This is a genomic window from Microbacterium thalli, from assembly GCF_028737325.1.
In the GTDB taxonomy this organism is placed as follows: domain Bacteria; phylum Actinomycetota; class Actinomycetes; order Actinomycetales; family Microbacteriaceae; genus Microbacterium; species Microbacterium thalli.
This window is the reverse complement of the sequence record NZ_JAQZCH010000002.1, coordinates 855,245-878,924: the sequence shown is the minus strand read 5'-3', so window position 1 is coordinate 878,924 and position 23,680 is coordinate 855,245. Positions and strand designations below refer to the sequence as shown.

23 protein-coding genes are annotated in these 23,680 nt (G+C 70.2%); 17 read left to right on the top strand and 6 right to left on the bottom strand.

Translation table 11 applies throughout. From position 1 onward, the window contains the following. Positions 1-86 precede the first annotated feature (86 nt). From PUW82_RS12270 to PUW82_RS12245, 6 genes are all read left to right on the top strand, one after another. Entirely contained in the window at positions 87-1,133 is a 1,047-nt protein-coding gene (locus PUW82_RS12270) for an NAD(P)-dependent alcohol dehydrogenase (protein ID WP_274222560.1), read from the top strand. A gap of 97 nt (positions 1,134-1,230) precedes the next feature. Next, on the top strand, positions 1,231-2,493 hold the full coding sequence (locus PUW82_RS12265; protein WP_274222559.1) for an MFS transporter: 1,263 nt from the start codon (positions 1,231-1,233) through the stop codon (positions 2,491-2,493). A gap of 127 nt (positions 2,494-2,620) precedes the next feature. Next, the gene (locus PUW82_RS12260; protein WP_274222558.1) at positions 2,621-3,550 is read left to right on the top strand and encodes a CPBP family intramembrane glutamic endopeptidase; all 930 of its coding nucleotides are present in this window, start codon (positions 2,621-2,623) and stop codon (positions 3,548-3,550) included. Continuing rightward, on the top strand, positions 3,547-4,779 hold the full coding sequence (locus PUW82_RS12255; RefSeq protein ID WP_274222557.1) for a sensor histidine kinase: 1,233 nt from the start codon (positions 3,547-3,549) through the stop codon (positions 4,777-4,779). Before PUW82_RS12260 ends, PUW82_RS12255 begins: the two co-directional genes overlap by 4 nt. Continuing rightward, positions 4,776-5,444: a response regulator gene (locus PUW82_RS12250; RefSeq protein ID WP_274222556.1), complete on the top strand. Its 669-nt coding sequence runs from the start codon at positions 4,776-4,778 to the stop codon at positions 5,442-5,444. Before PUW82_RS12255 ends, PUW82_RS12250 begins: the two co-directional genes overlap by 4 nt. Before the next feature lie 123 nt (positions 5,445-5,567). Next, on the top strand, positions 5,568-5,969 hold the full coding sequence (locus tag PUW82_RS12245; protein ID WP_274222555.1) for a barstar family protein: 402 nt from the start codon (positions 5,568-5,570) through the stop codon (positions 5,967-5,969). A 77-nt stretch (positions 5,970-6,046) separates the two neighbouring features. Here PUW82_RS12245 and PUW82_RS12240 read toward each other — a convergent pair whose 3' ends face one another. Both PUW82_RS12240 and nrdI read right to left on the bottom strand, forming a co-directional pair. After that, the gene (locus PUW82_RS12240) at positions 6,047-6,250 is read right to left on the bottom strand and encodes a cold-shock protein (RefSeq protein WP_091499607.1); all 204 of its coding nucleotides are present in this window, start codon (positions 6,248-6,250) and stop codon (positions 6,047-6,049) included. Between the two features lie 298 nt (positions 6,251-6,548). After that, positions 6,549-7,007 carry a class Ib ribonucleoside-diphosphate reductase assembly flavoprotein NrdI gene (nrdI, locus tag PUW82_RS12235; RefSeq protein ID WP_274222554.1) on the bottom strand — a complete coding sequence of 153 codons (459 nt, stop codon included), beginning with the start codon at positions 7,005-7,007 and terminating at the stop codon, positions 6,549-6,551. A gap of 187 nt (positions 7,008-7,194) precedes the next feature. Here nrdI and adhE point away from each other — a divergent pair, with 187 nt between their 5' ends. From adhE to PUW82_RS12210, 5 genes are all read left to right on the top strand, one after another. Next, positions 7,195-9,918, top strand: a complete 2,724-nt coding sequence (adhE, locus tag PUW82_RS12230; protein WP_274222553.1) for a bifunctional acetaldehyde-CoA/alcohol dehydrogenase — start codon at positions 7,195-7,197, stop codon at positions 9,916-9,918. A 56-nt stretch (positions 9,919-9,974) separates the two neighbouring features. Next, entirely contained in the window at positions 9,975-10,967 is a 993-nt protein-coding gene (locus tag PUW82_RS12225) for an aldo/keto reductase (protein ID WP_274222552.1), read from the top strand. 73 nt (positions 10,968-11,040) lie between these two features. Beyond that, a complete protein-coding gene (locus tag PUW82_RS12220; protein WP_274222551.1) occupies positions 11,041-11,949 on the top strand; it encodes a L,D-transpeptidase in 909 nt (302 codons plus the stop codon). A 60-nt stretch (positions 11,950-12,009) separates the two neighbouring features. Further along, positions 12,010-12,480: a prepilin peptidase gene (locus tag PUW82_RS12215; protein ID WP_274222962.1), complete on the top strand. Its 471-nt coding sequence runs from the start codon at positions 12,010-12,012 to the stop codon at positions 12,478-12,480. A 51-nt stretch (positions 12,481-12,531) separates the two neighbouring features. Next, positions 12,532-13,545 carry a YihY/virulence factor BrkB family protein gene (locus PUW82_RS12210; RefSeq protein WP_274222550.1) on the top strand — a complete coding sequence of 338 codons (1,014 nt, stop codon included), beginning with the start codon at positions 12,532-12,534 and terminating at the stop codon, positions 13,543-13,545. A gap of 32 nt (positions 13,546-13,577) precedes the next feature. Here the strand turns inward: PUW82_RS12210 and PUW82_RS12205 are convergent, their stop codons facing one another. Beyond that, positions 13,578-14,309 carry a glutamine amidotransferase gene (locus PUW82_RS12205; RefSeq protein WP_274222549.1) on the bottom strand — a complete coding sequence of 244 codons (732 nt, stop codon included), beginning with the start codon at positions 14,307-14,309 and terminating at the stop codon, positions 13,578-13,580. Positions 14,310-14,402: 93 nt separating this feature from the next. Here PUW82_RS12205 and PUW82_RS12200 point away from each other — a divergent pair, with 93 nt between their 5' ends. Together PUW82_RS12200 and PUW82_RS12195 are read left to right on the top strand one after the other, a co-directional pair. After that, positions 14,403-14,648: a response regulator gene (locus PUW82_RS12200; protein WP_274222548.1), complete on the top strand. Its 246-nt coding sequence runs from the start codon at positions 14,403-14,405 to the stop codon at positions 14,646-14,648. Beyond that, on the top strand, positions 14,638-15,270 hold the full coding sequence (locus PUW82_RS12195; RefSeq protein ID WP_274222547.1) for a CYTH domain-containing protein: 633 nt from the start codon (positions 14,638-14,640) through the stop codon (positions 15,268-15,270). Before PUW82_RS12200 ends, PUW82_RS12195 begins: the two co-directional genes overlap by 11 nt. A gap of 99 nt (positions 15,271-15,369) precedes the next feature. Here PUW82_RS12195 and lpdA read toward each other — a convergent pair whose 3' ends face one another. Together lpdA and PUW82_RS12185 are read right to left on the bottom strand one after the other, a co-directional pair. After that, complete coding sequence (lpdA, locus tag PUW82_RS12190; RefSeq protein WP_274222546.1) at positions 15,370-16,770, bottom strand: dihydrolipoyl dehydrogenase; 1,401 nt, start codon at positions 16,768-16,770, stop codon at positions 15,370-15,372. 9 nt (positions 16,771-16,779) lie between these two features. Continuing rightward, positions 16,780-17,334 carry a copper resistance CopC family protein gene (locus tag PUW82_RS12185; protein ID WP_274222545.1) on the bottom strand — a complete coding sequence of 185 codons (555 nt, stop codon included), beginning with the start codon at positions 17,332-17,334 and terminating at the stop codon, positions 16,780-16,782. Positions 17,335-17,440: 106 nt separating this feature from the next. Between PUW82_RS12185 and PUW82_RS12180 the strand changes: the two genes are divergently transcribed. From PUW82_RS12180 to PUW82_RS12170, 3 genes are all read left to right on the top strand, one after another. Next, positions 17,441-17,935, top strand: coding sequence for an FHA domain-containing protein (locus PUW82_RS12180; RefSeq protein WP_420792752.1), 495 nt, complete (start codon positions 17,441-17,443; stop codon positions 17,933-17,935). Then, positions 17,932-18,612 (top strand): transcriptional regulator FtsR, encoded by a 681-nt coding sequence (gene ftsR / locus PUW82_RS12175; RefSeq protein WP_274222544.1) that lies wholly within the window; start codon positions 17,932-17,934, stop codon positions 18,610-18,612. The genes PUW82_RS12180 and ftsR overlap by 4 nt, the downstream gene beginning before the upstream one ends. Before the next feature lie 99 nt (positions 18,613-18,711). After that, the gene (locus PUW82_RS12170; protein WP_274222543.1) at positions 18,712-19,257 is read left to right on the top strand and encodes a MerR family transcriptional regulator; all 546 of its coding nucleotides are present in this window, start codon (positions 18,712-18,714) and stop codon (positions 19,255-19,257) included. Positions 19,258-19,339: 82 nt separating this feature from the next. Here the strand turns inward: PUW82_RS12170 and PUW82_RS12165 are convergent, their stop codons facing one another. Continuing rightward, positions 19,340-20,155 (bottom strand): ParA family protein, encoded by an 816-nt coding sequence (locus tag PUW82_RS12165; protein ID WP_210005307.1) that lies wholly within the window; start codon positions 20,153-20,155, stop codon positions 19,340-19,342. A 90-nt stretch (positions 20,156-20,245) separates the two neighbouring features. Here PUW82_RS12165 and PUW82_RS12160 point away from each other — a divergent pair, with 90 nt between their 5' ends. Then, on the top strand, positions 20,246-23,653 hold the full coding sequence (locus tag PUW82_RS12160; protein ID WP_274222542.1) for a pyruvate carboxylase: 3,408 nt from the start codon (positions 20,246-20,248) through the stop codon (positions 23,651-23,653). Positions 23,654-23,680 lie beyond the last annotated feature (27 nt).

Sequence of the window (23,680 nt, the reverse complement as noted above, 5' to 3'; positions counted from 1 at the left end):
GGGAGTCCGTCTAGCGTGGACACCGCCCACGGGCACACCCCGCCTCACGTCACACCCGGCTCAGCTGAGCCGAGGAAAGGAGCGCCATGCTCACCGTCAACGCCTTCGCCGCGACCTCTGCCGACGAGCCCCTCGTCAAGACGACGATCGAGCGCCGCGATCTCGGTCCGAACGATGTGCTGATCGACATCGCCTACGCGGGCATCTGCCACTCCGACATCCACACCGTGCGCGGCGAATGGGGACCGATCGCCTATCCGCAGGTCGTCGGTCACGAGATCGTCGGCCACGTCACCGAGGTCGGCTCGGCGGTCACCAAGCACCGCGTCGGCGACCGCGTCGGTGTCGGCTGCATGGTCAACTCCTGCGGCGAGTGCGTTCAGTGCGTCGCCGGCAAGGAGCAGTACTGCTTGAAGGGGAACATCCAGACCTACGGCGGTGTCGACCCCGCCGACGGGACCATCACCCAGGGCGGGTACTCGGAGGCCGTCGTCGTGAACGAGGACTTCGTGCTGCGCGTCGCCGAGAATCTCGACATCGAGAAGGTCGCACCACTGCTGTGTGCGGGGATCACGACCTACTCGCCGCTTCACCGTTTCCACGCGGGCCCCGGCACCCAGGTCGCCGTCGTCGGCATGGGCGGCCTCGGGCACATGGCCGTCAAGATCGCGGTGGCGATGGGCGCCGACGTCACCGTCCTCTCGCAGACGACCTCGAAGCAGGACGACTCGCTGCGCTTCGGCGCGAAGGCGCACTACGCCACGAAGGATGCCGACACCTTCCGCAAGCTCGCGGGCTCGTTCGACCTGATCATCAACACCGTCTCGGCCAAGATCAACGTCGGCGACTACCTCGGCCTGCTGCAGGCGGAGGGCGCGATGGTCAATGTCGGCGCGCCGTCCGAGCCGCTCGAGGTTCCCGCCTTCGCGCTCATCGCCGGCGGCCGCACCTGGGCCGGATCGATGATCGGCGGCATCGCCGAGACGCAGGAGATGCTCGACTTCTGCGCGGAGCACGGCATCCTGCCCGAGATCGAGCTCATCTCCGCCGAGCAGATCAACGAGGCCTACGAGCGCGTGCTCGCCTCCGACGTCCGCTACCGCTTCGTGATCGACGCCAAGACGTTCGCCTGACGCCGGATGACGGGTGGGGCGGCGCAGACGCAGCGCCGTCCCACCCCGCCGGGGCGGGCCGCAGATCGATGTCGCCGCCGCGCCCTAGGCTCGTGCGGTGGGTATCGCAGAGTGGGTTGCGCCGCGCCGGTTGGGGCGCGACTTCCGGTGGCTGTTCGCCTCGTCGGTGACGAGCAACATCGGCGACGGCATCGCGCTCGCCGCGGCCCCGCTGCTGATCGCCTCGATGACGGACTCGCCGGTCCTCGTCGCCTCCGGCGCCATCATGCAGTACCTGCCGTGGCTGCTGTTCGGACTGCACGCCGGTGCCATCGCCGACCGGGTCGACCGCCGCCTGCTGATCATGGTGGCCAACGGCATCCGGGCGCTCGTCCTGATCGGACTGTGCGTCTTCCTCGTCACCGGCATCGCCAGCATCTGGATGGTGCTGATCGTGGCGTTCCTCTACGGCACCGCCGAAGTGTTCGTCGACACCACCAGCAGCACGCTGCTGCCGATGATGGTGCGCACGTCCGATCTCGGCATCGGCAACGCCCGTCTGCAGGCGGGGTTCCTCGTGGCGAACCAGCTCGGCGGGCCGCCGCTGGGCGCCTTCCTCTTCGCGCTCGGCTCGTTCTGGCCCTTCGCGGTGCAGGGGCTGTGTGTCGCCCTGGCGATCGTCCTCATCTCGCGGATCACCGCGACCCGTCGCATCGAGCTGGCGGACGGCCCACGCGAGCGGACGCCGGTGCACACCGACATCCTCAGCGGTATCCGGTGGCTGTGGCGCAACCCGCCGGTGCGGACGCTCGTGATCATCATCCTCGCGTTCAACGTGACGTGGGCGGCGCCGTGGGGCGTGCTCGTCCTGTACGCGACGGACTACCTGCAGATGGGGCCTGTCGGCTACGGCGCCCTGACCACGGCGTCCGCGATCGGTGGGCTGGCGGCGACCCTGCTGTTCGGACGGCTCGAACGGCGGTTCTCGTTCGCAACGCTCATGCGCGTGTGCCTGTCGGCCGAAGTGCTCATGCACCTCGCCTTCGCGCTCACGACGACCGGCACCGTCGCGTTCGTCATCATGATCGCGTTCGGCGCGTACGCCTTTGTGTGGGCGACGATCTCGACGACCGTCCGCCAGCGCCTCGTGCCGCACGAGCTGCAGGGCCGCATCGCCTCGGTGAACATGGTCGGTGTCTTCGGCGGCCTCGTCATCGGTCAGGCCCTCGGCGGCGTGATCGCACAGGTGTGGGGTCCGACCGGTCCGTGGTGGTTCGCCTTCGTCGGGGCGGCGATCACGCTGGTGCTCGTCTGGCGCCCGATCACCCACATCGCCGCCGCGAAGCCGGTCGACGACGACGAGGACGCCGCTGCCGCCTGACGGCCTGCGCCTTTAGGTGGAGATCGCGAAGTGCCCTCGTTCGGACGTCGAGCCGGATGCCGCCGCCTTCCTACAGTCGACGACGACCCCGTTCCCCGGGGCTCGACGACAACGGAAGGAATCACGCATGTCTGCCATTCGTGAAGGCACCAGCTCGCACGCCGGGATCGCCGGAGTGATCCGTCGCCGACCGCTCGTGTCGTTCTTCGTGCTGGCCCTCGGCCTCAGCTGGGTGGCCTGGACCCCCTGGATCCTCTCCCGCGACGGCCTCGGCGTCTGGGACTACGCCTTCCCGCAGATCTTCGGGACGTCGCAGTTCACCGGCATGCTCTTCGGCGCCTACGTGGGGCCGCTCGGGGCGGCCTTCATCGTCACCGCGCTGACGGGCGGCCGCGCGGGCCTGCGCGTCTGGGTGGGGCGCCTGCTGCGCTGGCGGGTCGCGCCCCGGTGGTACGCGGTCGCGCTGCTCGCCGTGCCGATCGCAGTGCTGCTGCTGGGCACGATCGCATCCGGCGGGCAGGTGCAGGCGCCGAGTCTCGTCGCCCTCGCGCTGTACGTCCCCGCGCTGCTGCTGCAGATGCTGACCACGGGTCTCGCCGAAGAGCCGGGCTGGCGCGACTTCGCGCTGCCGCCGCTGCAGGAACGCTTCGGGCCTCTCGGCGCCGCGGCGATTCTCGGACCGCTGTGGGGTATCTGGCACCTGCCTCTCTTCCTCACCGAGTGGGGCTCGTGGCCCGACGTCACGTGGCTGAACGTCGTCGAGTTCGTCGCCTTCAGCGCGTTGTTCAACGTCGTCATCATGTGGCTGTTCAACCGGTCGGGCCAGAGCCTGCCGATCGTGATGCTGTTCCACGTCAGCCTCAACAACACCGTCACCGTGTTCTGGTCCGAGATGTTCCCCACGGTCGGGGCGGATCAGCTGCAGCACGTGCTGCTGATCGGTGCGACGGTGGCCGCCGCGATCACGATCGCACTCACCCGCGGACGCCTCGGCCTGCCGCGCACGACACCCCTCGTCGGACGCCCCGCCCCGGAAGCCGCGAAGATAGCGGCATGAGTTCCCCACGGCGGATGCCGAGCGTCACGGATGTCGTCGTGGCGCTCGGCACGGGCGCGGCGACCCTCGCGGCGCTGATCGCGGCCCCTCAGCTGTTCGCCGGCGATGCGACCGTGACGGTCGACATCGCTGCCTGGTGGATATCGGGCGCGGTGCTCGCGTCCCAGGCGATCGCCCTGTGCTTCGCCCGGCGCGCGCCGGTCTCCGTCCTGTTCGGCACCTCCGTCGGGGCCCTGCTGGTCGGGGTTCTCGCGCCGACGGGGCTCGGCAGCCTGGCGGATGCCGCGGTGCTGGTCGCCGTGCTCCGCACCACCCTGCTCGTGCCGCCGCGTCGGCTGAAGGTGCTGCTGCCGCTCGCCGGAGTGCTCGTGGCGGGCGGCCAGACGGCGGACATCCTGGGGTCGAGCGCCGTCACGGTGCCGGGCGCGCTCGGTGCCGCTCTGCTGCAGGCCGTGGCGATCGTCGCCCTGCCCGCGGCGGGAGTGCTGGCCGTGACGGCGCGGCGCGACGCGCACCGGGCCCGGGTGGGGGAGACCGAGGCGATGCGCCGCGAGCGCGCCGCCGTCGTCGAGGCCGCCGTTGCGCGCGAGCGCACCGCGATGGCCCGTGAGCTGCACGACATCGCCGCCCACCACGTGTCGAGCATCGCGCTCATGGCCGGTGTCATCGAGCGCCAGATCGCGACCGACCCCGATGCCGCACGGGTCGCCGTCCGCCAGGTGCGCGAGCAGAGCCGGGTGCTGCTCGACGACCTCCGCCAACTCGTCGGGCTGCTGCGCCGCGACGGCGATGAGCGCGATGCCGTCGAGACGCTCGAGACCGTGACCGCCCTCGTCGAGTCGGCCCGAGCCACGGGCCGGGTGGTCGACCTGACGACGGCAGTCGGCGGTGGCCAGGTCGGGCCGCTCGGGCAGCTCGTGATCTATCGCATGGTGCAAGAGGCGCTGGCGAACGCGGCGCGCCACGCACCCGGAGCGTCGTGCGAGGTGCACCTGGACGGCACCCGACCCGACGTCTTCATCGCGACCGTGCGCAACGCGCCTGCGGCATCCAGCATCCCGTCGTCCGACGACATCCCGGCGCGTGAGGGCTTCGGTCTGCTCGGGATGCGTGAGCGCGCCGGTCTGGTGGGTGGCACGCTGGAGGCGGGACCGGATGCCGCCGGCGGCTGGGTGGTCCGCCTCACCGTGCCGGCCGAGCCGACGAACACCCCGGGAGGGCCGACATGATCCGTGTGCTCGTCGCCGACGATCAGCCGCTCGCGCGCGCGGGCCTCGCGGCCTTGCTCGCGGCCGAACCCGACGTCGAGGTGGTGGCGACGGCGCCGGACGGCGTGCAGGCCCTCGAGCTGGCGGCATCCCTGCGTCCGGACGTCGCCTGTCTCGACATCCGGATGCCGGGCCTCACCGGCATCGAGGTGACCCGGGCCCTCGGCGACCGCGACGACGGCCCGAGCGTGCCGGTGCTGATTCTGACGACCTTCGACCTCGACGAGTACGTCTTCGAAGCGCTCGAGGCGGGGGCCTCCGGCTTCTTGCTCAAGGACGCCGAACCCGAAGACATCGTGCGCGCGGTTCGCAATGTCGCTGCCGGCAACGGCACGCTCGACCAGGCCGTCACACGCCGGGTGCTGCGCGAGTTCTCGCGCCGGCGCGCGCTGCAGCGGGTGTCGACGTCGGCCGAGGCGGCGGGCCACCTGACCCCGCGCGAGCGGGAGATCCTCGAGCTGCTGGCACAGGGCATGTCGAACGACGCCATCGCCGCCGCGCTCACCGTCGAGGTCAGCACGGTGAAGTCGCACATCGTGCGCATCCTGCCGAAGCTCGGCGTGCGTTCGCGCCTGCAAGCGGTCGTCTGGGCGTATCAGAACAAGGTCGTCACGCCACAGGACTGACGCCCTGCCGGTGCAGCGACCCGCGAACGGGAACGACGAGGGGGATGCAGAGTCGGTTGGTCGAAAGCTGATCCATCCGCGCGATGGTGATCCGCGTTGCCGCTGACCGGATAACGTCGAGGCGTGTCACCTCAACCTGCGGGGCTCCGGATCGATGGGGCGCGCATCCACGACATCCCCTCGCTCTACGCGGAGCTCGATCGCGTCCTCATGCCTGATGAGGACTGGACCCTCGGCGAGAGTCTCGACGCGCTCGACGACCTGCTGTACGGCGGGTTCGGCGTGCTCGCCGGCTCCGCGTCGGCCTGCATCTTCTGGGACGATTCCGAGCTCTCGCGGCAGGCGCTCGGCATCCCGCTCACCCGTTCGTACTACGCCGCGAAGCTCGCGCGTCCCAACGTGTTCGCGGCCGGACCGGCGCGCGCCGCGCTGGAACGGTTGGAGCGCGGTACGGGTAAGACGTACTTCGAGCTGGTCGTGCAGGTGTTCGCTGGTCACCCCGAGATCGAGCTCGTCCTCGCCTGAGTCGCCGCCGGACGTGCGGCGGCGGGAACGACGAAGGGGCCGGCCCGATGGGCCGACCCCTTCTGTGCGTCGAACGCTCAGAGAGCGCGGATGTTCGTCGCCTGCAGGCCCTTCTGGCCCTGCTCCACGTCGAACTCGACCTTCTGGTTCTCGAACAGGTTGCGGTGTCCAGTGCCGGAGATGGCGCTGAAGTGCGCGAACACGTCCGCGGTGCCGTCGTCCGGAGCGATGAAGCCGAACCCCTTCTCCGAGTTGAACCATTTGACGGTGCCAGTGGCCATGTCGTCATTTCCTTCTGTGTTCTGGGACCACCGCTGTGATGATCCGGGTTACCGCGGCGATCGAGTCGCTGCGGAATCTGTGGGTGCGAACCGTGTTCGCAGAATATTGACCGACGCTGAGATGGTCGGTTGGGGGCCGAGAGCAGGGCCCGAATGCGTGAGTTAGGCGGTGAAACTGAGGACGTGCACATCGACGCGAAGCCGACGGAGGGGTGCGTTGATACGCACCGACTCTCGAATGCTACGCGAAATCCGGGCTTTTGTGGGCCGAAGTGTCATACCGAGGCCCGATTCGGCGTCATTTCCCGTCATCGGGCGCCACTTCCGGCCCTATGCCGGCGAACCTCTCATCGAAGGCCGCGAGTCGCCGTGCGCACTCGGCGACATCCTCCGGCGTGCCGGCGAGCTCGAACTCGAAGATCACCGGACGCCCCGACACCCGAGACAGCTCGCGGGCCGCTGCCTGGTAATGCTCGCCGAAGTTGCGATTGCCCGACCCGATGATGCCGACGAGGCGCCGCCGGGTGATGGGGGAGCGGAGGAAACTCCGGACGGGCGCGGGCAGCGTGGCGTGGGCGTCGTTGCCGGCCTTGTACGACGGCGTGAGCAGAACCCACGGTCCGACGGGCTCGTTCGCGCGGTTCTCCCGCTCCGAGAGGTCGAGCACGGGGCGCCCGTCGGCCGCGGTGAGGTGGGTGGCGAAGCGACGGATCAGGTTCGACACCGACGAGTAGTAGTAGACCGGCAGCTGCCTCACCGTTCCAGTGTCCGGCGGTTCGGCCCGCGCGGCCACCGTCGCTCGACGGGGAAAACGCCCCGAATAGTTCCGGCCCGGTGCCCACTGTGGTCAGACCACATAGGGCACACTGAGCACACGGGGTCGAGGTCCCTCCATCCCGGATCGGACAAGGATGCGGACGCGGTCCGCGCCGGGAAGGCACATGATGTCCAGCGCCATCGACGCTCTCGTCACTCGGGCTCAGCGCGCCCTCGACGAGTACGCGGATTTCACCCAGGAGCAGATCGACCACATCGTCCGGAAGGCATCGGTGGCCGCGCTGCATCACCACGGCGATCTCGCCGTCATGGCGGTCGAAGAGACCGGGCGCGGCCTGTTCGAAGACAAGGCCGTGAAGAACATGTTCGCCTGCGAGCACGTCACGCACTCGATCATCGATCAGAAGACCGTCGGCGTCATCGCCCACGACGAGCTCACGGGCATCACCGAGATCGCCGATCCCGTCGGTGTCATCTGCGCGCTCACGCCGGTCACGAACCCAACCTCGACCGCCATATTCAAGTCGCTCATCGCGCTGAAGACGCGCAACCCGATCGTGTTCGGTTTCCACCCGTCCGCGCAGCGGTGCTCGTCCGAGGCGGCGCGCATCGTGCGGGATGCCGCCGTCGCGGCCGGCGCCCCCGAGGACTGCATCCAGTGGATCGACGAGCCGTCGATGGAGGCATCCGGTGAGCTCATGAACCACCCCGGCGTCGCGCTCATCCTCGCCACGGGCGGCAACGCGATGGTCCGCGCTGCGTATTCGTGCGGCAAGCCCGCCCTCGGCGTCGGCGCCGGCAACGTGCCGGCGTTCATCGAGCGCACGGCCGACGTGGGCCGCGCCGTCAACGACATCGTGCTGTCGAAGTCGTTCGACATGGGCATGGTGTGCGCGAGCGAGCAGGCGGTCATCCTCGATGCGCCGATCGCCGACGACGCGCTCGCCGAGTTCGACCGGCTGCACGCCTACCGGGTCTCGGCAGCCGAGAAAACCTTGCTCGAGGAGTTCATCTTCGGGGTCACGGCCGACAGTGCCAACTGCGCCGAGGCGAAGCTCAACGCCCGCGTCGTCGGTCAGTCCCCGGTGTGGATCGCCGAGCAGGCCGGCTTCACCGTGCCCGCCGACACCTCGATCCTGCTCGCCGAGGTCAGCGGCGTCGGCCCGCACGAACCCCTCACGCGCGAGAAGCTCGCCCCCGTCCTCGCCGTGCTGCGCGCGGCCACGCCGACCGAGGGCATCGAGCTCTCGCGTCAGATGGTCGCCTTCGACGGCCTCGGGCACTCGGGTGCTATCCACTCGAACGATGCCGACGTGATCGCGCGCTTCGCCGAGGTCGTGAAGGCCGTGCGCATCATCGAGAACTCGCCGTCCGCCCTCGGCGGCATCGGCGACATCTACAACGCCTTCCTCCCGTCCCTCACGCTCGGATGCGGGTCGTACGGGCACAACTCGGTCTCCAATAACGTCTCGGCGGTGAACCTCGTGAACGTCAAGCGCGTCGGACGACGCAACAACAACCTGCAGTGGTTCAAGATCCCGGCCAAGACCTACTTCGAGCCGCACGCCATCCGCTACCTCGCCGACATGCGCGGTGTCGAGCGAGTGACGATCATCACCGACGAGACGATGGCCTCCCTCGGCTACGTCGACCGCATCACCGATGTGCTGAACCGCCGCGAGAACCGGGTCCAGCTGCAGGTGATCAGCAGCGTGCGTCCCGAGCCGAAGGTCTCCGAGGTGACGGCGGGCGCCGAGCAGCTGCGACAGTTCCAGCCCGACACGATCATCGCGCTCGGCGGAGGATCGCCGATGGATGCCGCCAAGGTCATGTGGCTGTTGTACGAGAACCCCGAGATCGAGTTCTCCGACATGCGCGAGAAGTTCTTCGACGTCCGCAAGCGCGCCTTCACGTTCCCCGAGATGGGCAAGAAGGCCAAGCTCGTGTGCGTGCCGACGACCTCGGGCACCGGGTCCGAGATGACGCCGTTCGCGGTCATCACCGACGACGCCACGGGCATGAAGTACCCGCTGGCCGACTACGCGTTGACGCCGTCGGTCGCGATCATCGACCCCGAGCTCACCCGCGTGCTGCCCGGGTTCCTCGTCGCCGACGCCGGGTTCGACGCCCTCACCCACGCCACCGAGGCGTACGTGTCGGTCTACGCGAACGACTACACCGACGGCCTGTGCCTGCACGCCATCAAGCTCATCTTCGAGAACATCGAACGCAGCACGAAGGCGCAGCCGGGATCGACGGATGCCGCAGACCGTCGAGCCCGCGAGAAGATGCACAACGCGGCATCCATCGCCGGTATGGCGTTCGGCAACGCGTTCCTGGGGATCGTGCACGCGATGGCGCACGTGACGGGTGCCACCTACAAGCTGGTGCACGGCCGGACCAACGCGGTCTACCTGCCGCACGTCATCCGCTACAACGGCACGGTGCCGACCAAGCTGACCAGCTGGCCGAAGTACGAGCGCTACATCGCCCCCGAGCGTTTCCAGCAGATCGCGCAGCACCTGGGGCTGCCGGCATCCACTCCCGAAGAGGGGGTCGAGAGCTACGCCCGAGCGGTCGAGGAGCTGCGCGACCGCGTGGGCATCGAGCGTTCGTTCCAGGCCCAGGGGGTCGACGAGGCGCGATTCCTCGACAACCTGCACAACCTGGCGATGGCCGCTTACGAAGACCAGTGCGCGCCCGCGAACCCGCGCATGCCGATGATCGACGACATGAAGACCCTCATGGAGGCGGCGTACTACGGCACCTCGTTCGCCCAGGTGCGTGCGACGCGCGCCGGTGCCGTCGCGGCAGCCGACACCGTCGCGGGAGCGCCGTCCGCCGCGAAGAACGCGGGTAAGGCGAAGGCCAAGGCCGCGCGCGACGCCTGACCGCGCATTCTGGAGGGCCGGACCTGCGGGTCCGGCCCTCCGCCTACGCTGGAGCCATGCAGCAGCGTCGCCTCGCGTCCACGTCCCGTTCCGTCTCGGCCATCGGCCTGGGCACCTGGCAGCTCGGAGCGGACTGGGGGGATGTCGACGAGGCGCAGGCCTTCGCCGTCCTCGAGGCCTCCGCTGACGCCGGCGTCACCCTCTTCGACACCGCCGACGTCTACGGCGACGGCCGCAGCGAGAGCATCATCGGACGGTTCCTCGCCGAGCGACCCGGGCACGGCGTCACCGTCGCGACGAAGATGGGCCGCCGTCTCCCGCAGGAACCCGAGAACTACACGCCCGAGAACTTCCGCCTGTGGACCGACCGGTCGCGGCGCAACCTCGGTGTCGACACCCTCGACCTCGTGCAGCTGCACTGCCCGCCGAGCGCGGTCATCGAAGCCGACGCCACGTACGACGCCCTCGACGACCTGGTCGCCACCGGCGCCATCGCCGCCTACGGTGTCTCGGTCGAGACCACCGCGCAGGCGCTCGCCGCGATCGCGCGCCCGAACGTGACCAACGTGCAGATCATCGTCAACCCGTTCCGACTCAAGCCGCTCGACGAGGCGCTGCCCGCCGCAGCCGCCGCCGAGGTCGCGATCTTCGCGCGCGTGCCGCTGGCCTCCGGCCTGCTCAGCGGCCGGTACACCGCGCAGACGACCTTCGCCGCCGACGACCACCGCACCTACAACCGTCACGGTGAGGCGTTTGACCGCGGCGAGACGTTCTCGGGGGTCGACTTCGAGACCGGCGTCGCGGCCGCACGTCGGCTCGCCGACACGCTTCCCGACGGCGTCTCGCTGCCGGCGGCCACCCTCGCCTGGATCGCGTCGCGACCCGGCGTCACGAGCGTCATCCCCGGCGCGCGGACGCCCGACCAGGCTCGCGCGAACGCGGCGGCGGCCGCTCTGCTCGACGACGGCACCGACCTGACGGCGTTCGCCGACACGGTCGTCGCCGTCTACGACGAGCTGCTGCGCGCCGACATCCACCCGCACTGGTGATGAGCTGCGATCCCGCGCGACTCTTCGTGCGTCGTCCCTTGCGTCGTCGCGCCGGGCAACCGAACATGGGCGTATGAGCCGTCGTCCCCACCCCGCCGCGGTCGTCGCCGTCATCGCGGTGGGGACCATGGCCGTCGCCGGCTTCTGGGCGCTCGCTCCGCTGCGCGATCTCGCCTCGGTGCGGGAGGCCGCGCCCGTCGCCGCCGTGGCGGATGTCGAGCCCGCCGCCGCGACGACCGACCCCGCGATGGATGCCGCTCCCGCGCCGCATCCGCGCAATGACGCGGTCTACGACATCTCGACGCTCCCGCTCATCGACGTCCGATCGGTCAACCCGGCGATCCCGGTCGACGACGACCCCACCGGTCCGGCGACGTCGTCGCAGGCGCGCCCGCTCGGGGCCGGTGCCCCGGTGTTCGCCGACCCTGCGGGGCAGCCGGTGGGATACCTGCCGCGTGAGCACCACTACGGCGGCACGACCGTCCCGGTCGTGGTGGCCGAGGCCGACTGGGTGAAGGTGCTGCTTCCGGGACGCCAGGGCGTGCCGCCCGAGGGCAACGGCGGGCAGACCGTCGGCTGGCTGCGTGCCGCCGATGTCGAGCTCGCGATCACCACGGAGTTCGTCGAGGTGCACCTCACGGCCAACACGATCGACATCGTCAGCGCGGCCGGACGCGAACGCGTGTCGGACCAGTTCGCCTGGGGTAAGGAGTCGACGCCCACGCCGGCCGGACGCACCTTCGTCATGTGGACGACGATCGTGCCCGAGTTCCGCTATACCGATGGTCACCCGATGGTCTATCTCGGCGTGCAGTCGCCGGTCATGGCGGGCTTCGACGGGGGAGACGTCGCCGTCACCGCCTTCCACTACTACCGGATGCGCGAGGGCGCGACCTCGTTCGGCTGCATCTACCTCGACGGACCGGCGACCGACCGCCTCGCCCAGCTGCCCGAAGGCACGCCCGTCCTCATCCGCCCCTAGCGGCCGCCCTGTGGAGACCCGGCGTCGCACCGGGTCGCGGCGTCGTACCGTGAGCGGGTGATGTTCGGATTCGCCGCGGTGCTGCTCGGGTCGATGGCTGCACTCGGCATCGCGCTCACCGTCGTCGACCTGCGCGAGCACCGGTTGCCCAACCGGCTCGTGCTCCCCCTGTACCCCCTCGGACTCGGGTACGCCGCCGCGCTCGCGCTCGGGCGCAGTTCGCTGGCGCCGGTCCTCGGCGCGGCCGCTTCCGCCGCCGTCCTCTTCGGGGCGTTCTACCTGCTCTATCGCGGCGGTGGGGGCCTCGGTGGGGGCGACGTGAAGCTCGCCGGCGCCGTCGGCGTCGTCTCGGGAGCGCACGGGTGGGAGGCGGCGATCGCCGCGAGCGTCGTGGCGGTGCTCGCGGGCGGCCTGTGCGCGCTGGTGCTCATCGCCGTGCGGCGGGCCGGCCGACGCACCCGCATCCCGATCGGGCCGTTCCTCGTGGCGGGCGCCACCGTCGCCATCGGGTGGGGCCTGCTCGGCGGCTGAGCCGGTGTCAAGTGTCCGCGGGCGGCGGGGGACCGCCGCTATCGTGGCGACATGGCCGACTCCACGTTCATCTCGCGCTCGATCGCCTGGGCCCTGGAGCGCAAGCCGGTCCGGGCGTTCCTGCTCTACAGCGAGCACCGCGGGCCGGTCCTCGCCGACAGCGTCACGTACCGCACCCTGTTCAGCGTCTTCGCCGGTGTGCTGCTGGGTTTCTCGGTGGCGGCGCTGTGGCTGGCCGGTGACCCCGTCGCCTGGCAGGCGCTCATCGACGCGGTCAACCGCGTTATCCCGGGGCTCGTCGGTGAGGACGGGCTGATCAAGCTCGACGACATCACCGCCCCCGCCGGGCTGACCATCGCGGGCGTCATCGCCACCGTCGGTCTGCTCGGCGCCGCGATCGGCGCGATCGGATCGCTGCGCACCGCGATGCGCGCGATCGCCGACGAGCTGGCCGACGACGTCCTGTTCATCTGGGTGATGCTCCGCAACCTCGCTCTCGCGATCGGCATCGGCGGGGCCCTGGTCGCCGCCGCGGGCGTGACGTTCCTCGGCACCGCCGGCGTGGGCCTGCTCGCCGATCTGCTCGGGTTCGCCGAGTCGAACCCGCTGGTGCAGTTCGCCGGCTGGGCGGTCTCGCTCGTGGTCGTGTTCGCACTCGACACCATCGCCGTGGCGGTGCTGGTCCGCGTGCTGTCGGGCGTGAAGGCCCGCAAGCGTGCGCTGTGGAGCGGCGCCCTGCTCGGCGGTGCGGGTCTCACCGTGCTGCAGCAGCTGTCGGGGCTGTTCGTCGGCGGAGCGACATCCAACCCGCTGCTGGCGTCGTTCGCCTCGCTCATCGCGCTGCTGCTCTGGCTCAACTTGTCGTCGCAGGTCATCCTCATCGCGACGGCGTACATCGTCACCGGTGCGCGCGAGCAGGAAGATCGCGTCCGCGCCCGCTATGGAGCGCGCACCTTCTTGCAGCGCCGCGTCCAGCGAGCCGAGGACGCCGTCTCGGTCGCCGCGCGCGAGCTCGACAAGGCTCGCGAGCTCGAGGCCGGGGAACGCGCGAACGCCAACGCCTGACGGTCCGCCGGGCCCCTGCCCGTGCCTGCGCTTCAGCGGGCGTAGCGCTCGACGAACGACCTCAGGATGGATGCCGTGTGGGTCACGGCGGCGCGGCGCACGGCACTCAGCGTGAGGTCGAGCTCGTCCGGAGCGAAGTAGCCGTGGTCGGCGTAGGCGTGGATGCGCGTCGTGATGCCCTCGAGATCGAGCTCAGGGTGGAACTGCGTCGCGTACACGTTGGCGCCCACCCGGAACATCTGCACAGGGCATCCCGCGGATGACGCCAGCAGCGTGGCCCGCGACGGCAGCACCGAGATCGCTTCCTTGTGACCGACGAACGCCGGGAAGGTCGTCGGCATCGCGGCGAGGAGGGGGTCATCGCGCCCCGCGGCCGTCAGCTCGACATCGACGACGCTGATCGGCTCGCCGAAGCGTCGGTCGATGCTCGCACCGAGGAAGGCGCCGACGGTGCCGATGCCGTAGCAGGCGCCGAGGAACGGCGCATCGGCGGCCACGACGCGAGCGAGCAGATCCGCGAACTCGGACTCGACGCGGCGCTGCACGTCGGATTTGCGCTCCCACGGGTCGGAGGAGTTGAACGGGCCGCCGCCGACGAAGATGCCGGAGATCTCGTCGAGATCGATGGCGGGCATCGGACCCGCCTCGAGGCGGATGCGGCGCAGCGACGCGGGCTCGAGCCCCGCGTGGCGCAGGAAGAGCTCGTACTCCTCGTCGGCGGGGAGGTCCTCGGCACGGGTGGCCAGAAGGACGAACGGCTTCACGCCGAACCTCGCCGTAGTGCGATCCGAGCCATGATGCAAGCGTATCGGCCCGCCCGCGGGGCCCGGGTAGGGTCGGGATCAGGAGGTCAGAACATGGCTATTGCACGACTGCACGGTGGCCCGCTCGACGGGCAGACCCTTCCGCTGGACGACGAGACGTCGGACCGGCTCATCCTGCCCTACAGCGAGACGCAGGTCGTCTACGAGCGCGCGGGCGACGCCGAGAACACCGGCGAGGGCGACGGACCCACGTCGTCGGAGTTCCACTTCGTCGAGACCGAGGGCGACATCGACCCCTCGGCTGACGAGCGCGACGACCGCGTGACCAGTGACGACTGAGCCTCGCAGCTCGCTCGAGGTCGAGCGCAAGTACGACGTCGACGCCGAGACTCCGGTTCCCGACTGGTCTGCGCTTCCCGGCGTCGCCTCGGTCGGCGAGCCGGAGTCGCGCGAGCTCGACGCGCGATACCTCGACACCCCTGACGGCCGCCTCGCCGAAGCGCTGACGGCGCTGCGGCGACGCACGGGCGGTCCCGACGAGGGCTGGCACATTAAGCGGTCGACCCCCGAGGGCAAGCTCGAGACGCAATGGCCGTTGGATGCCGCCGGCGCCGACGACCCCATCGAGGTGCCCGCACCGGTTCTCGACGCCCTCGCTGAGATCTCCGGCCCGCCATTCGACGTCATCGCGCGCATCCGTAACTCGCGGACGGCGTACGCGCTGCGGGACGTCGACGGCGGCCTGATCGCCGAGTTCGTCGATGACCGGGTGACCGCCGTCGACGAGCGGACGGGTCGCTCGAGTTCGTGGCGGGAGTGGGAGATCGAGCTCGGACCCGCGGCACCGCCGCGCGCGGCCGACATCGCCGGCCTCTTCGACACGGCCGACGAGCTCGTCCGGGCGGCCGGAGGCCGCCCGGCGGCATCCGATTCCAAGCTCGCCCGCGCTCTCGGCCTCTGACCGGGACGCGGCCTCACGTCGCGTCCGAGAGGCAGCATCACAAAGACGAACGCACCGCCGGCTGAGCCGGGCGGTGCGTTCGTCTTTCCGACGCGAGCGTCAGAGGTTGATCATGTGACCCGCGAGGCCGTGGAACGCCTCCTGCAGGCCTTCCGACAGGGTCGGGTGCGTGTGCACGTTGCGGGCGGCCTCGAGTGCGGTGAGGTCCCACTTCTGCGCGAGGGTCAGCTCGGGCAGAAGCTCCGACACGTCGGGGCCGATGAGGTGGCCGCCGAGGAGCTCGAGGTGCTCGGCGTCGGCGATGAGCTTGACGAAGCCGACGGGCTCGCCGAGGCCGTTCGCCTTGCCGTTGGCCGAGAACGGGAACTTCGCGACCTTGACGTCGTAGCCGGCGTCGCGCGCCTGCTGCTCGGTCAGGCCGAACGACGCCACCTGCGGCGAGCAGAACGTCGCGCGCGGCATGTTGCGGTAGTCGCCCAGCGTCTGGGTCTCGGCGCCGCCGATGGTCTCCGCGGCGACGACGCCCTGCGCCTCGGCGACGTGCGCGAGCTGCAGCTTGGCGGTGACGTCACCGATGGCGTAGATGCCCTCGACGTTGGTGCGCATGTGGTCGTCGATGTCGATCGCGCCGCGCTCGGTGAGCTTCACCCCGGTGTTCTCGAGACCGAAGCCCTCGACGCGAGGGGCGAAGCCGATCGACACGAGGACCTTGTCGGCCTCGATCTGGCCCTTCGTGCCGTCGGCGTTGGCCGAGTACGAGACGGTGACCTTGTCGCCGGAGTCGTCGATCTGCTCCACCTTGGTCGAGGTGAGGATGTCGATCCCGTACTTCTTGTACTGCTTCTGGATCTCCTTCGAGACCTCGACGTCCTCGTTGGGGAGGGCGCGGTCGAGGAACTCGATGATCGTGACCTTGACGCCGTAGTTCGACATGACGAACGCGAACTCCATGCCGATGGCGCCGGCGCCGACGATGACGATGGAGTTCGGCAGGTCGCGGGTGAGGATCTGCTCCTCGTAGGTCACGACGTTGTCGCTCAGCTGCACGCCGGGCAGAAGGCGGACGAACGAGCCGGTCGCGATGATGACGTTGTCGAACGTCACCGTCTCCTGCGAGCCGTCGGTCTTGGTCACCTGGATCGACTTGGCGTCGACGAACGACCCGCGACCCTCGTACTCGGTGACCTTGTTCTTCTTCATGAGGAAGTGGATGCCCTTGACGTGCGTCTCGGCCACCTTGCGGCTGCGGTCGAACGCGGTGCCGAAGTCGAAGTGCACGTCACCGCTGATGCCGAACATGTCGGCCTTGTGCTTGAAGGTGTGCGCGAGGTCGGCGTTCTTGAGCAGGGCCTTCGAGGGGATGCAGCCGACGTTCAGGCAGACGCCTCCCCAGTACTTCTCTTCGATGATCGCGACGGACTGTCCGAGCTGCGCAGCGCGGACAGCTGCGACATACCCGCCGGGGCCCGCGCCGAGGATGACGACGTTGTAGTGAGGCATGTTCCCAGCCTAGTCCTCGGTACGACGCCGGGAAGCCGCGACGAGGGCGACGACGAGCGCTGCGACACCGGCGACGACCACGATCGCGACGACGATCCAGAAGACCGCCGGAAGGCCCTCCGCGGCGGCGTCGGGCTCGCTCGGCTCGGCCGGTCCGGTGGGTGCCGCAGCCGGGTCTCCCGCGGTGAACGAGAACTCGCCCGAGACAGGATGCCCGTCACTCGACACCACGCGCCAGCGCACGGTGATCGGGCCCTGGCTGTCGCCGGTCAGGGCCTGCGACACCGTCGTACCGTCGAGCGTCGGCGTTCCCTCGGCCAGCTCGGTGCCGGCCGCGTCCGTCACCGAGATGGCGTTGACGCCGGGCTCGTCGATGAGTACGCCGCTGTAGGTCAGCGTGACCGCATCGGGCAGCTGCGCGACCTCGCTGTCGGCGGCGGGGTCGGAGGCGAGAAGATCGTCGTGGGCGACGGCGGGTGCAGCCACGGCGGTGCCGGCGAGGCCGAGGACGAGCCCCAGGACGGCGAGCAGGCGGGGGCGGCGGGAACGGGTGCGCATGGACATCGCTCCGACCCTATCGACGCCGGATATGACGTGGGTGGGAAAGCGGGGGACCGGCGTTCGCGAGCGGCCCCCGATCCGTTAGGCTGGCCCGGAAGAGGAGGACACTGTGGACGAAAAGGATCGAGACGTCGACGACATCCGACGCGAACCCGACCGCACGCCGCACAGCGGGTCCTCGGACACGACGCAGACGTTCGGGCACGACCTCGACCTGTCGTTCGTGCCGTTCGGGGCGGATCTGACGGCCGTCGAGCGCGACGCCATCCAGTCGCTGCCCGAGCGGGCCGCGTTGCTGCTGGTGCGTTCCGGTCCCACCGCGGGCGCACGCTACCTGCTCGACACCGATGTGACGACCGTGGGCCGACACCCCGAGGCCGACATCTTCTTCGACGATGTCACCGTCTCGCGCCGTCACGCCGAGATCACCCGCACCGGCTCGGTGTTCGAAATCGTCGACCAGCGCTCGCTCAACGGCACGTACGTCAACGGCGAGCGTGTCGACCGCGCGGTGCTGTCGGACGGTGCCGAGCTGCGGGTCGGCAAGTTCCGCCTGAACTTCTTCGTCTCCCCGTTCGACCGCGCCTCGGCGTCCGGGGCGTGAGCCCCGCTTCCGCAGCCCGCAGCCGCTCCGCGGCGGCGGGTCATCTGAGCATCGGTCAGGTGCTCGCGCGGCTGAATCCGGAGTTCCCCGCGCTCAGCTCGAGCAAGCTCCGCTACCTCGAAGACCAGGGCATCGTCACCCCGACGCGCACCGGCTCGGGGTACCGCAAGTTCTCGGCATCCGACGTCGAGCGGCTCCGCACCGCCCTCACGCTGCAGCGCGACCACTACATGCCGCTCGCCCGCATCCGCGAATACCTCGACACCCCCGGTGCCGAGCCGATGCCGCCGGCGTTGCCGTCGTCGATCGTGGCTCACCGTCGCTACCGGCGCGACGAGCTGCTCGAGAAGGCCGAAGCGAGCGCGCCGCTGCTCGGCGACGCGGTCTCGGCGGGCCTCCTGCCGGCCGCGGACACCTACGACGAGCGCGCCCTGGCGCTGCTGCGGACCCTCGTCGCGCTCGACCGTCACGGCATCGGACCCCGCCACCTGCGGACGGTTCGGCAGGCGGCGGAACGCGACGTCGCGCTGGTCGAGACGGCGCTCGCGCCGCTCCTGCGCCGCACCGACTCGACGTCCCGCGGCCGCGCCCACGAACTCGCCCCCGAGCTCGTGCGGCGTCTCGATGAGGTGCGATCGGCGTTCGTCCAGAGCGCGATCGACCGACTCGCGCGGTGACCGCAGAGCGACACGCCGCGCCTTCGACCGGATGTCGTTGCCGCACCGGCATCCCTCATCTAGCGTGGAAGCAACCCGACCGTCCGGCAGGAGGACCAGATGACCGCGCATGATTCGCTCGGCGAGATGCGGTTCACGACCGACCTCCTGTTCACCGACGGTTTGCCGCAGATGGACGACGAGGTCGGCTATCGCGGAGCGCAGGCCGCACGCGCGGCCGGCATCACCTACCGCCAGCTCGACTACTGGGCGCGCACCGAGCTCGTCGAGCCCACCGTGCGCGGCGCGAGCGGTTCCGGTTCGCAGCGTCTCTACGGCTTCCGCGACATCCTGGTGCTCAAGCTCGTCAAGCGACTGCTCGACACGGGCATCTCGCTGCAGCAGATCCGCATCGCCGTCGATCAGCTGCGCGCCGCGGGCATCCGCGATCTCGCCGGCACGACGCTCATGAGCGACGGCGCCTCGGTCTACCTCTGCACGTCGAACGACGAGGTCATCGACCTCGTCAGCCGCGGTCAGGGCGTGTTCGGCATCGCGGTGGGCAAGGTGCTGCGCGAGGTCGAGTCGACCCTCGTCGAGTTCGACCCGCAGGCGCCGGACCCGGTCGACGAGCTCGCCGCCCGTCGCTCGGTTCGCAGCGCCTGAGCAGCGCCCCGCAACAACAGCCCCGTACGCAGAGAACCCCGGAGCGGTCGCTTCCGGGGTTCTGTCATATCTGCGGGCCGTTCTACGTCGCGGCGGGAGTCTCACCGGCGACGGCGATGCGACCGGTGCGCAGCACGCGGTCCAGCAGGGCGTCGAAGTCGGACGCTAGCTCCTGGGCGGAATCGCCGGGCCAGATGTGCAGCGGCTTCGCGGCGCCCTGCGCCTGCTGCAGCGACGTGCGCTCGGGCAGCTGAGGCGACAAGACGAGCGGACCGAACATGTCGCGCAGCTCCTTGATGCGGAACTGGTGCTCGATCGACTGCGGTCGCACGCGGTTGACGACGATCCCGAGAGGTTGCAGCCGGGGGGAGAGGCCGCGCCGGATCTCTTCGATCGCTCGCAAGGCACGGTCGGCTGCGGCGACGGAGAAGAGGCCGGGCTCGGTCACCACGACGACGCGGTCGCTCGCGGCCCACGCGGTGCGTGTCAGCGCGTTGAGCGAGGGAGCGCAGTCGATCAGCACGAGGTCGTAGTCGGCCTCGATCGTGGCGAGAGCCTCCTCGAGCTTCCAGACGTCGCGGACGCTGGGGTGCGGCCCGTCGAAGTTGATGGCCGACGGGCTGCCGATCAGGACGTCGATCGTGCCGGGGTGCACCTTCGCCCAGCCACTCGAGGTGATGGCCTGACGAACCACCTTCTCCTTGGGATTGGCGAGGACGTCGGCGACGTTGAGGCGACCGGCGACCTGGATGTCCATCCCCGTCGACACGTCGGACTGCGGATCGAGGTCGACGACCAACGTCCGGACACCGCGGGCGAACGCGGCGGATGCGAGCCCCAAAGTGACCGTCGTCTTGCCGACCCCGCCCTTGAGCGAGCTGACGGAGAGTACGTGCACGAGACCCTACGTTACCGTCCCCTAGGCTGAGAAGGTATTCGAGCCCTCGCGCGGCACCGTCGCCGCGCGTCTCACTCCTGCGAGGTGAGCATGTTCCGAAAGATCCTTGTCGCCAATCGCGGCGAGATCGCCATCCGAGCTTTCCGTGCGGCGTTCGAGCTGGGAGCGCGCACGGTGGCGGTCTATCCGCACGAGGACCGCTACTCGCTGCATCGGTTGAAAGCCGACGAGGCGTACGAGATCGGGACGAAGGGGCACCCCGTGCGGGCCTACCTCGACGTCGACGAGATCATCCGCGTCGCGGTGGAGAGCGAGGCCGACGCCATCTATCCGGGCTACGGCTTCCTGTCCGAGAACCCCGAGCTCGCCGCCCGTGCGGCCGCGGCCGGCATCGCGTTCATCGGGCCGTCGGCGGATGTTCTCGAGATGGCCGGCAACAAGGTGACCGCCAAACGCCACGCCTCGACGGCGGGAGTGCCGGTGCTGCGCTCGACCGAGGCATCCGACGACATCGACGCGCTCGTCGCCCAGGCCGCCGACATCGGGTTTCCGGTCTTCGTCAAAGCGGTCGCCGGCGGTGGCGGTCGCGGTATGCGGCGCGTCGGCTCCGAACACGAGCTGGCACCCGCCCTCTCCGAGGCGATGCGCGAGGCAGGCAGCGCGTTCGGCGACCAGCGCGTGTTCCTCGAGCAGGCCGTGCAGCGCCCGCGGCACGTCGAGGTGCAGATCCTCGCGGATGCCACCGGCGAGACGGTCCACCTTTTCGAACGTGACTGCTCGGTGCAGCGTCGCCACCAGAAGGTGATCGAGATCGCCCCCGCGCCCAACCTCGACGACACCACCCGCTCCGCCTTGCACCGGCACGCCATCGCCTTCGCGCGATCGATCGGCTACGTCAACGCCGGCACGGTGGAGTTCCTGCTCGAGACCGCCGGTCCGCGCGCCGGCGAGGCGGTCTTCATCGAGATGAACCCGCGCATTCAGGTCGAGCACACCGTCACCGAGGAGGTGACCGACGTCGACCTGGTGCAGTCGCAGATGCGGATCGCGGCGGGGGAGACGCTGAGCGAGCTCGGCCTGGCGCAGGAGGACATCCGGTTGCGCGGGGCCGCGCTGCAGTGCCGGATCACGACGGAGGACCCCGCGCAGGGCTTCCGGCCCGACACCGGAAAGATCACGACGTACCGGTCGCCCGGCGGCGCCGGCATCCGTCTGGACGGTGGCACGACCGCCGCCGGCTCGCAGGTGAGCCCCCACTTCGATTCGATGCTGGCGAAGCTGACGTGTCGAGGTCGCGACTTCGCCGCCGCCGTCGTGCGCTCGCGGCGCGCCCTGGCGGAGTTCCGCATCCGCGGCGTCTCGACGAACATCCCCTTCCTGCAGCGCGTGCTCGACGACCCGGCGTTCGAGCGCGGCGACCTCAGCACCGCGTTCATCGACGAGCGCCCGGAGCTCCTCGAGGGCCGGCCGTCGAAGGACCGGGGGTCGAAGGTCCTCGGCTGGCTCGCCGACACGACGGTCAACCGGCCGCACGGCTCGGCGCCGACGACCGTCGAGCCGCGCGCGAAGCTGCCGCGGATCGACGTCTCGGCCGCGCCGCCGGCGGGGTCGCGGCAGCGTCTGCTCGAGCTCGGCCCCGAGGGCTTCGCCCGGGCGCTGCGCGGGCAGACGGCACTCGCGGTGACCGAGACCACCTTCCGCGACGCGCACCAGTCGCTGCTCGCGACGCGGGTGCGGACGAAGGACCTCGTGGCGGTCGCGCCCGCGGTGTCGCGGCTGACGCCGCAGCTGCTGTCGGTGGAGGCATGGGGTGGGGCGACCTATGACGTGGCCCTCCGCTTCCTCGGCGAAGACCCCTGGGAGCGGCTCGACAAGCTGCGCGCCGCGTTGCCGAACATCGCGATCCAGATGCTGCTGCGCGGGCGCAACACGGTGGGCTACACGCCCTATCCGACGGCGGTGGCCGAGGCCTTCGTGCGCGAGGCGGCCGACTCCGGCGTCGACATCTTCCGCATCTTCGACGCGCTGAACGACGTCTCGCAGATGCGGCCCGCCATCGACGCGGTGCTGGCCACCGGCACCACGGTCGCGGAGGTCGCGCTCTGCTACACAGGCGACCTGCTCGACCCCGCCGAGGATCTCTACACCCTCGACTACTACCTGCGCCTGGCCGACCAGATCGTCGGCGCGGGCGCTCACGTGCTGGCGATCAAGGACATGGCCGGTCTGCTGCGGCCGGCGGCGGCATCCCGTCTGGTGGCGGCTCTGCGCGAGCGCTTCGACGTCCCCGTCCATGTGCACACGCATGACACCGCCGGGGGGCAGCTTGCGACGCTGTTGGCCGCGAGCGCCGCGGGCGCGGATGCCGTCGACGCGGCGGCTGCGCCCATGGCCGGTACCACGAGTCAGCCGTCCTTGTCGGCCCTCGTCGCGGCGCTCGCTCACACCGAGCGTGACACGGGGCTCGACCTCGCCGCGGTCTCGGACCTCGAGCCGTACTGGGAGGCCGTGCGCCATCTGTACCGTCCGTTCGAGTCGGGCCTTCCGGGGCCCACCGGACGCGTCTACCGGCACGAGATCCCCGGCGGTCAGCTGTCGAACCTGCGGCAGCAGGCCATCGCACTCGGTCTCGCCGACGATTTCGAACTCATCGAGGACATGTACGCCGCGGCGAACGACATCCTGGGCCGCGTTCCCAAGGTGACGCCCTCGTCGAAGGTGGTGGGCGACCTGGCGCTGCATCTGGCCGCGGTCAAGGCCGATCCCGCGGCTTTCGCCGCCGACCCCGGCGCGTACGACATCCCGGACTCGGTCGTGGGCTTCATGGCGGGTGAGCTCGGCGACCTGCCGGGCGGCTGGCCGGAGCCGTTCCGTTCGAAGGTGCTCGTAGGTCGCACCGTGCGACCGGGGGTCGCCGAGCTGTCGGATGCCGACACCACGGCCCTCGGGTCCGACTCCGCGACACGCCGGCGCACACTCAACGCGCTGCTGTTCCCCGCGCCCACGCGCGAGTTCGACCGTGTCCGCGAGATCTACGGCGATCTCAGCGTGCTCGACACCGCTGACTATCTCTATGGGCTCGTGCCGGGTGCCGAGCACGTCGTCGAGATCGAGCGGGGCGTGCAGCTGTACGTCGGGCTCGAAGCCATCGGTGAGGCCGATGACAAGGGGATGCGGACGGTCATGGCGACGCTGAACGGTCAGCTGCGCCCCGTCTTCGTGCGTGACCGCGCGATCAGCGTCGAGGCCCGCGCGGCCGAGAAGGCCGACACGTCGGTACCGGGTCAGGTCGCGGCGCCGTTCTCGGGCGTCGTCACCGTCAAGGCGACCGTCGGCGACACCGTCACGGCCGGTCAGCCGGTCGCCTCGATCGAGGCGATGAAGATGGAAGCGGCGATCACCGCACCCGTCGACGGCCGTGTCGAGCGGCTCGTCGTGGGCGGCACCGCGCAGGTCGAGGCCGGGGACCTTTTGGTCGTCATCCGGCCCGGCGAGTAGCCTAGGGGGTCGGGCGCGAGCTCGAGA

Coding starts and splice junctions, on each gene's coding strand:
- lpdA (WP_274222546.1), bottom strand. CDS start 16,770: ATGCCTCACTACAACGTCGTCATCCTCGGCGCGGGCCCCGGCGGGTAT.
- PUW82_RS12240 (WP_091499607.1), bottom strand. CDS start 6,250: ATGGCCACTGGCACCGTCAAATGGTTCAACTCGGAGAAGGGGTTCGGC.
- PUW82_RS12260 (WP_274222558.1), top strand. CDS start 2,621: ATGTCTGCCATTCGTGAAGGCACCAGCTCGCACGCCGGGATCGCCGGA.
- PUW82_RS12170 (WP_274222543.1), top strand. CDS start 18,712: ATGACCGCGCATGATTCGCTCGGCGAGATGCGGTTCACGACCGACCTC.
- PUW82_RS12220 (WP_274222551.1), top strand. CDS start 11,041: ATGAGCCGTCGTCCCCACCCCGCCGCGGTCGTCGCCGTCATCGCGGTG.
- adhE (WP_274222553.1), top strand. CDS start 7,195: ATGTCCAGCGCCATCGACGCTCTCGTCACTCGGGCTCAGCGCGCCCTC.
- PUW82_RS12185 (WP_274222545.1), bottom strand. CDS start 17,334: ATGTCCATGCGCACCCGTTCCCGCCGCCCCCGCCTGCTCGCCGTCCTG.
- PUW82_RS12270 (WP_274222560.1), top strand. CDS start 87: ATGCTCACCGTCAACGCCTTCGCCGCGACCTCTGCCGACGAGCCCCTC.
- PUW82_RS12255 (WP_274222557.1), top strand. CDS start 3,547: ATGAGTTCCCCACGGCGGATGCCGAGCGTCACGGATGTCGTCGTGGCG.
- PUW82_RS12200 (WP_274222548.1), top strand. CDS start 14,403: ATGGCTATTGCACGACTGCACGGTGGCCCGCTCGACGGGCAGACCCTT.
- PUW82_RS12250 (WP_274222556.1), top strand. CDS start 4,776: ATGATCCGTGTGCTCGTCGCCGACGATCAGCCGCTCGCGCGCGCGGGC.
- PUW82_RS12215 (WP_274222962.1), top strand. CDS start 12,010: ATGTTCGGATTCGCCGCGGTGCTGCTCGGGTCGATGGCTGCACTCGGC.
- PUW82_RS12160 (WP_274222542.1), top strand. CDS start 20,246: ATGTTCCGAAAGATCCTTGTCGCCAATCGCGGCGAGATCGCCATCCGA.
- PUW82_RS12225 (WP_274222552.1), top strand. CDS start 9,975: ATGCAGCAGCGTCGCCTCGCGTCCACGTCCCGTTCCGTCTCGGCCATC.
- PUW82_RS12210 (WP_274222550.1), top strand. CDS start 12,532: ATGGCCGACTCCACGTTCATCTCGCGCTCGATCGCCTGGGCCCTGGAG.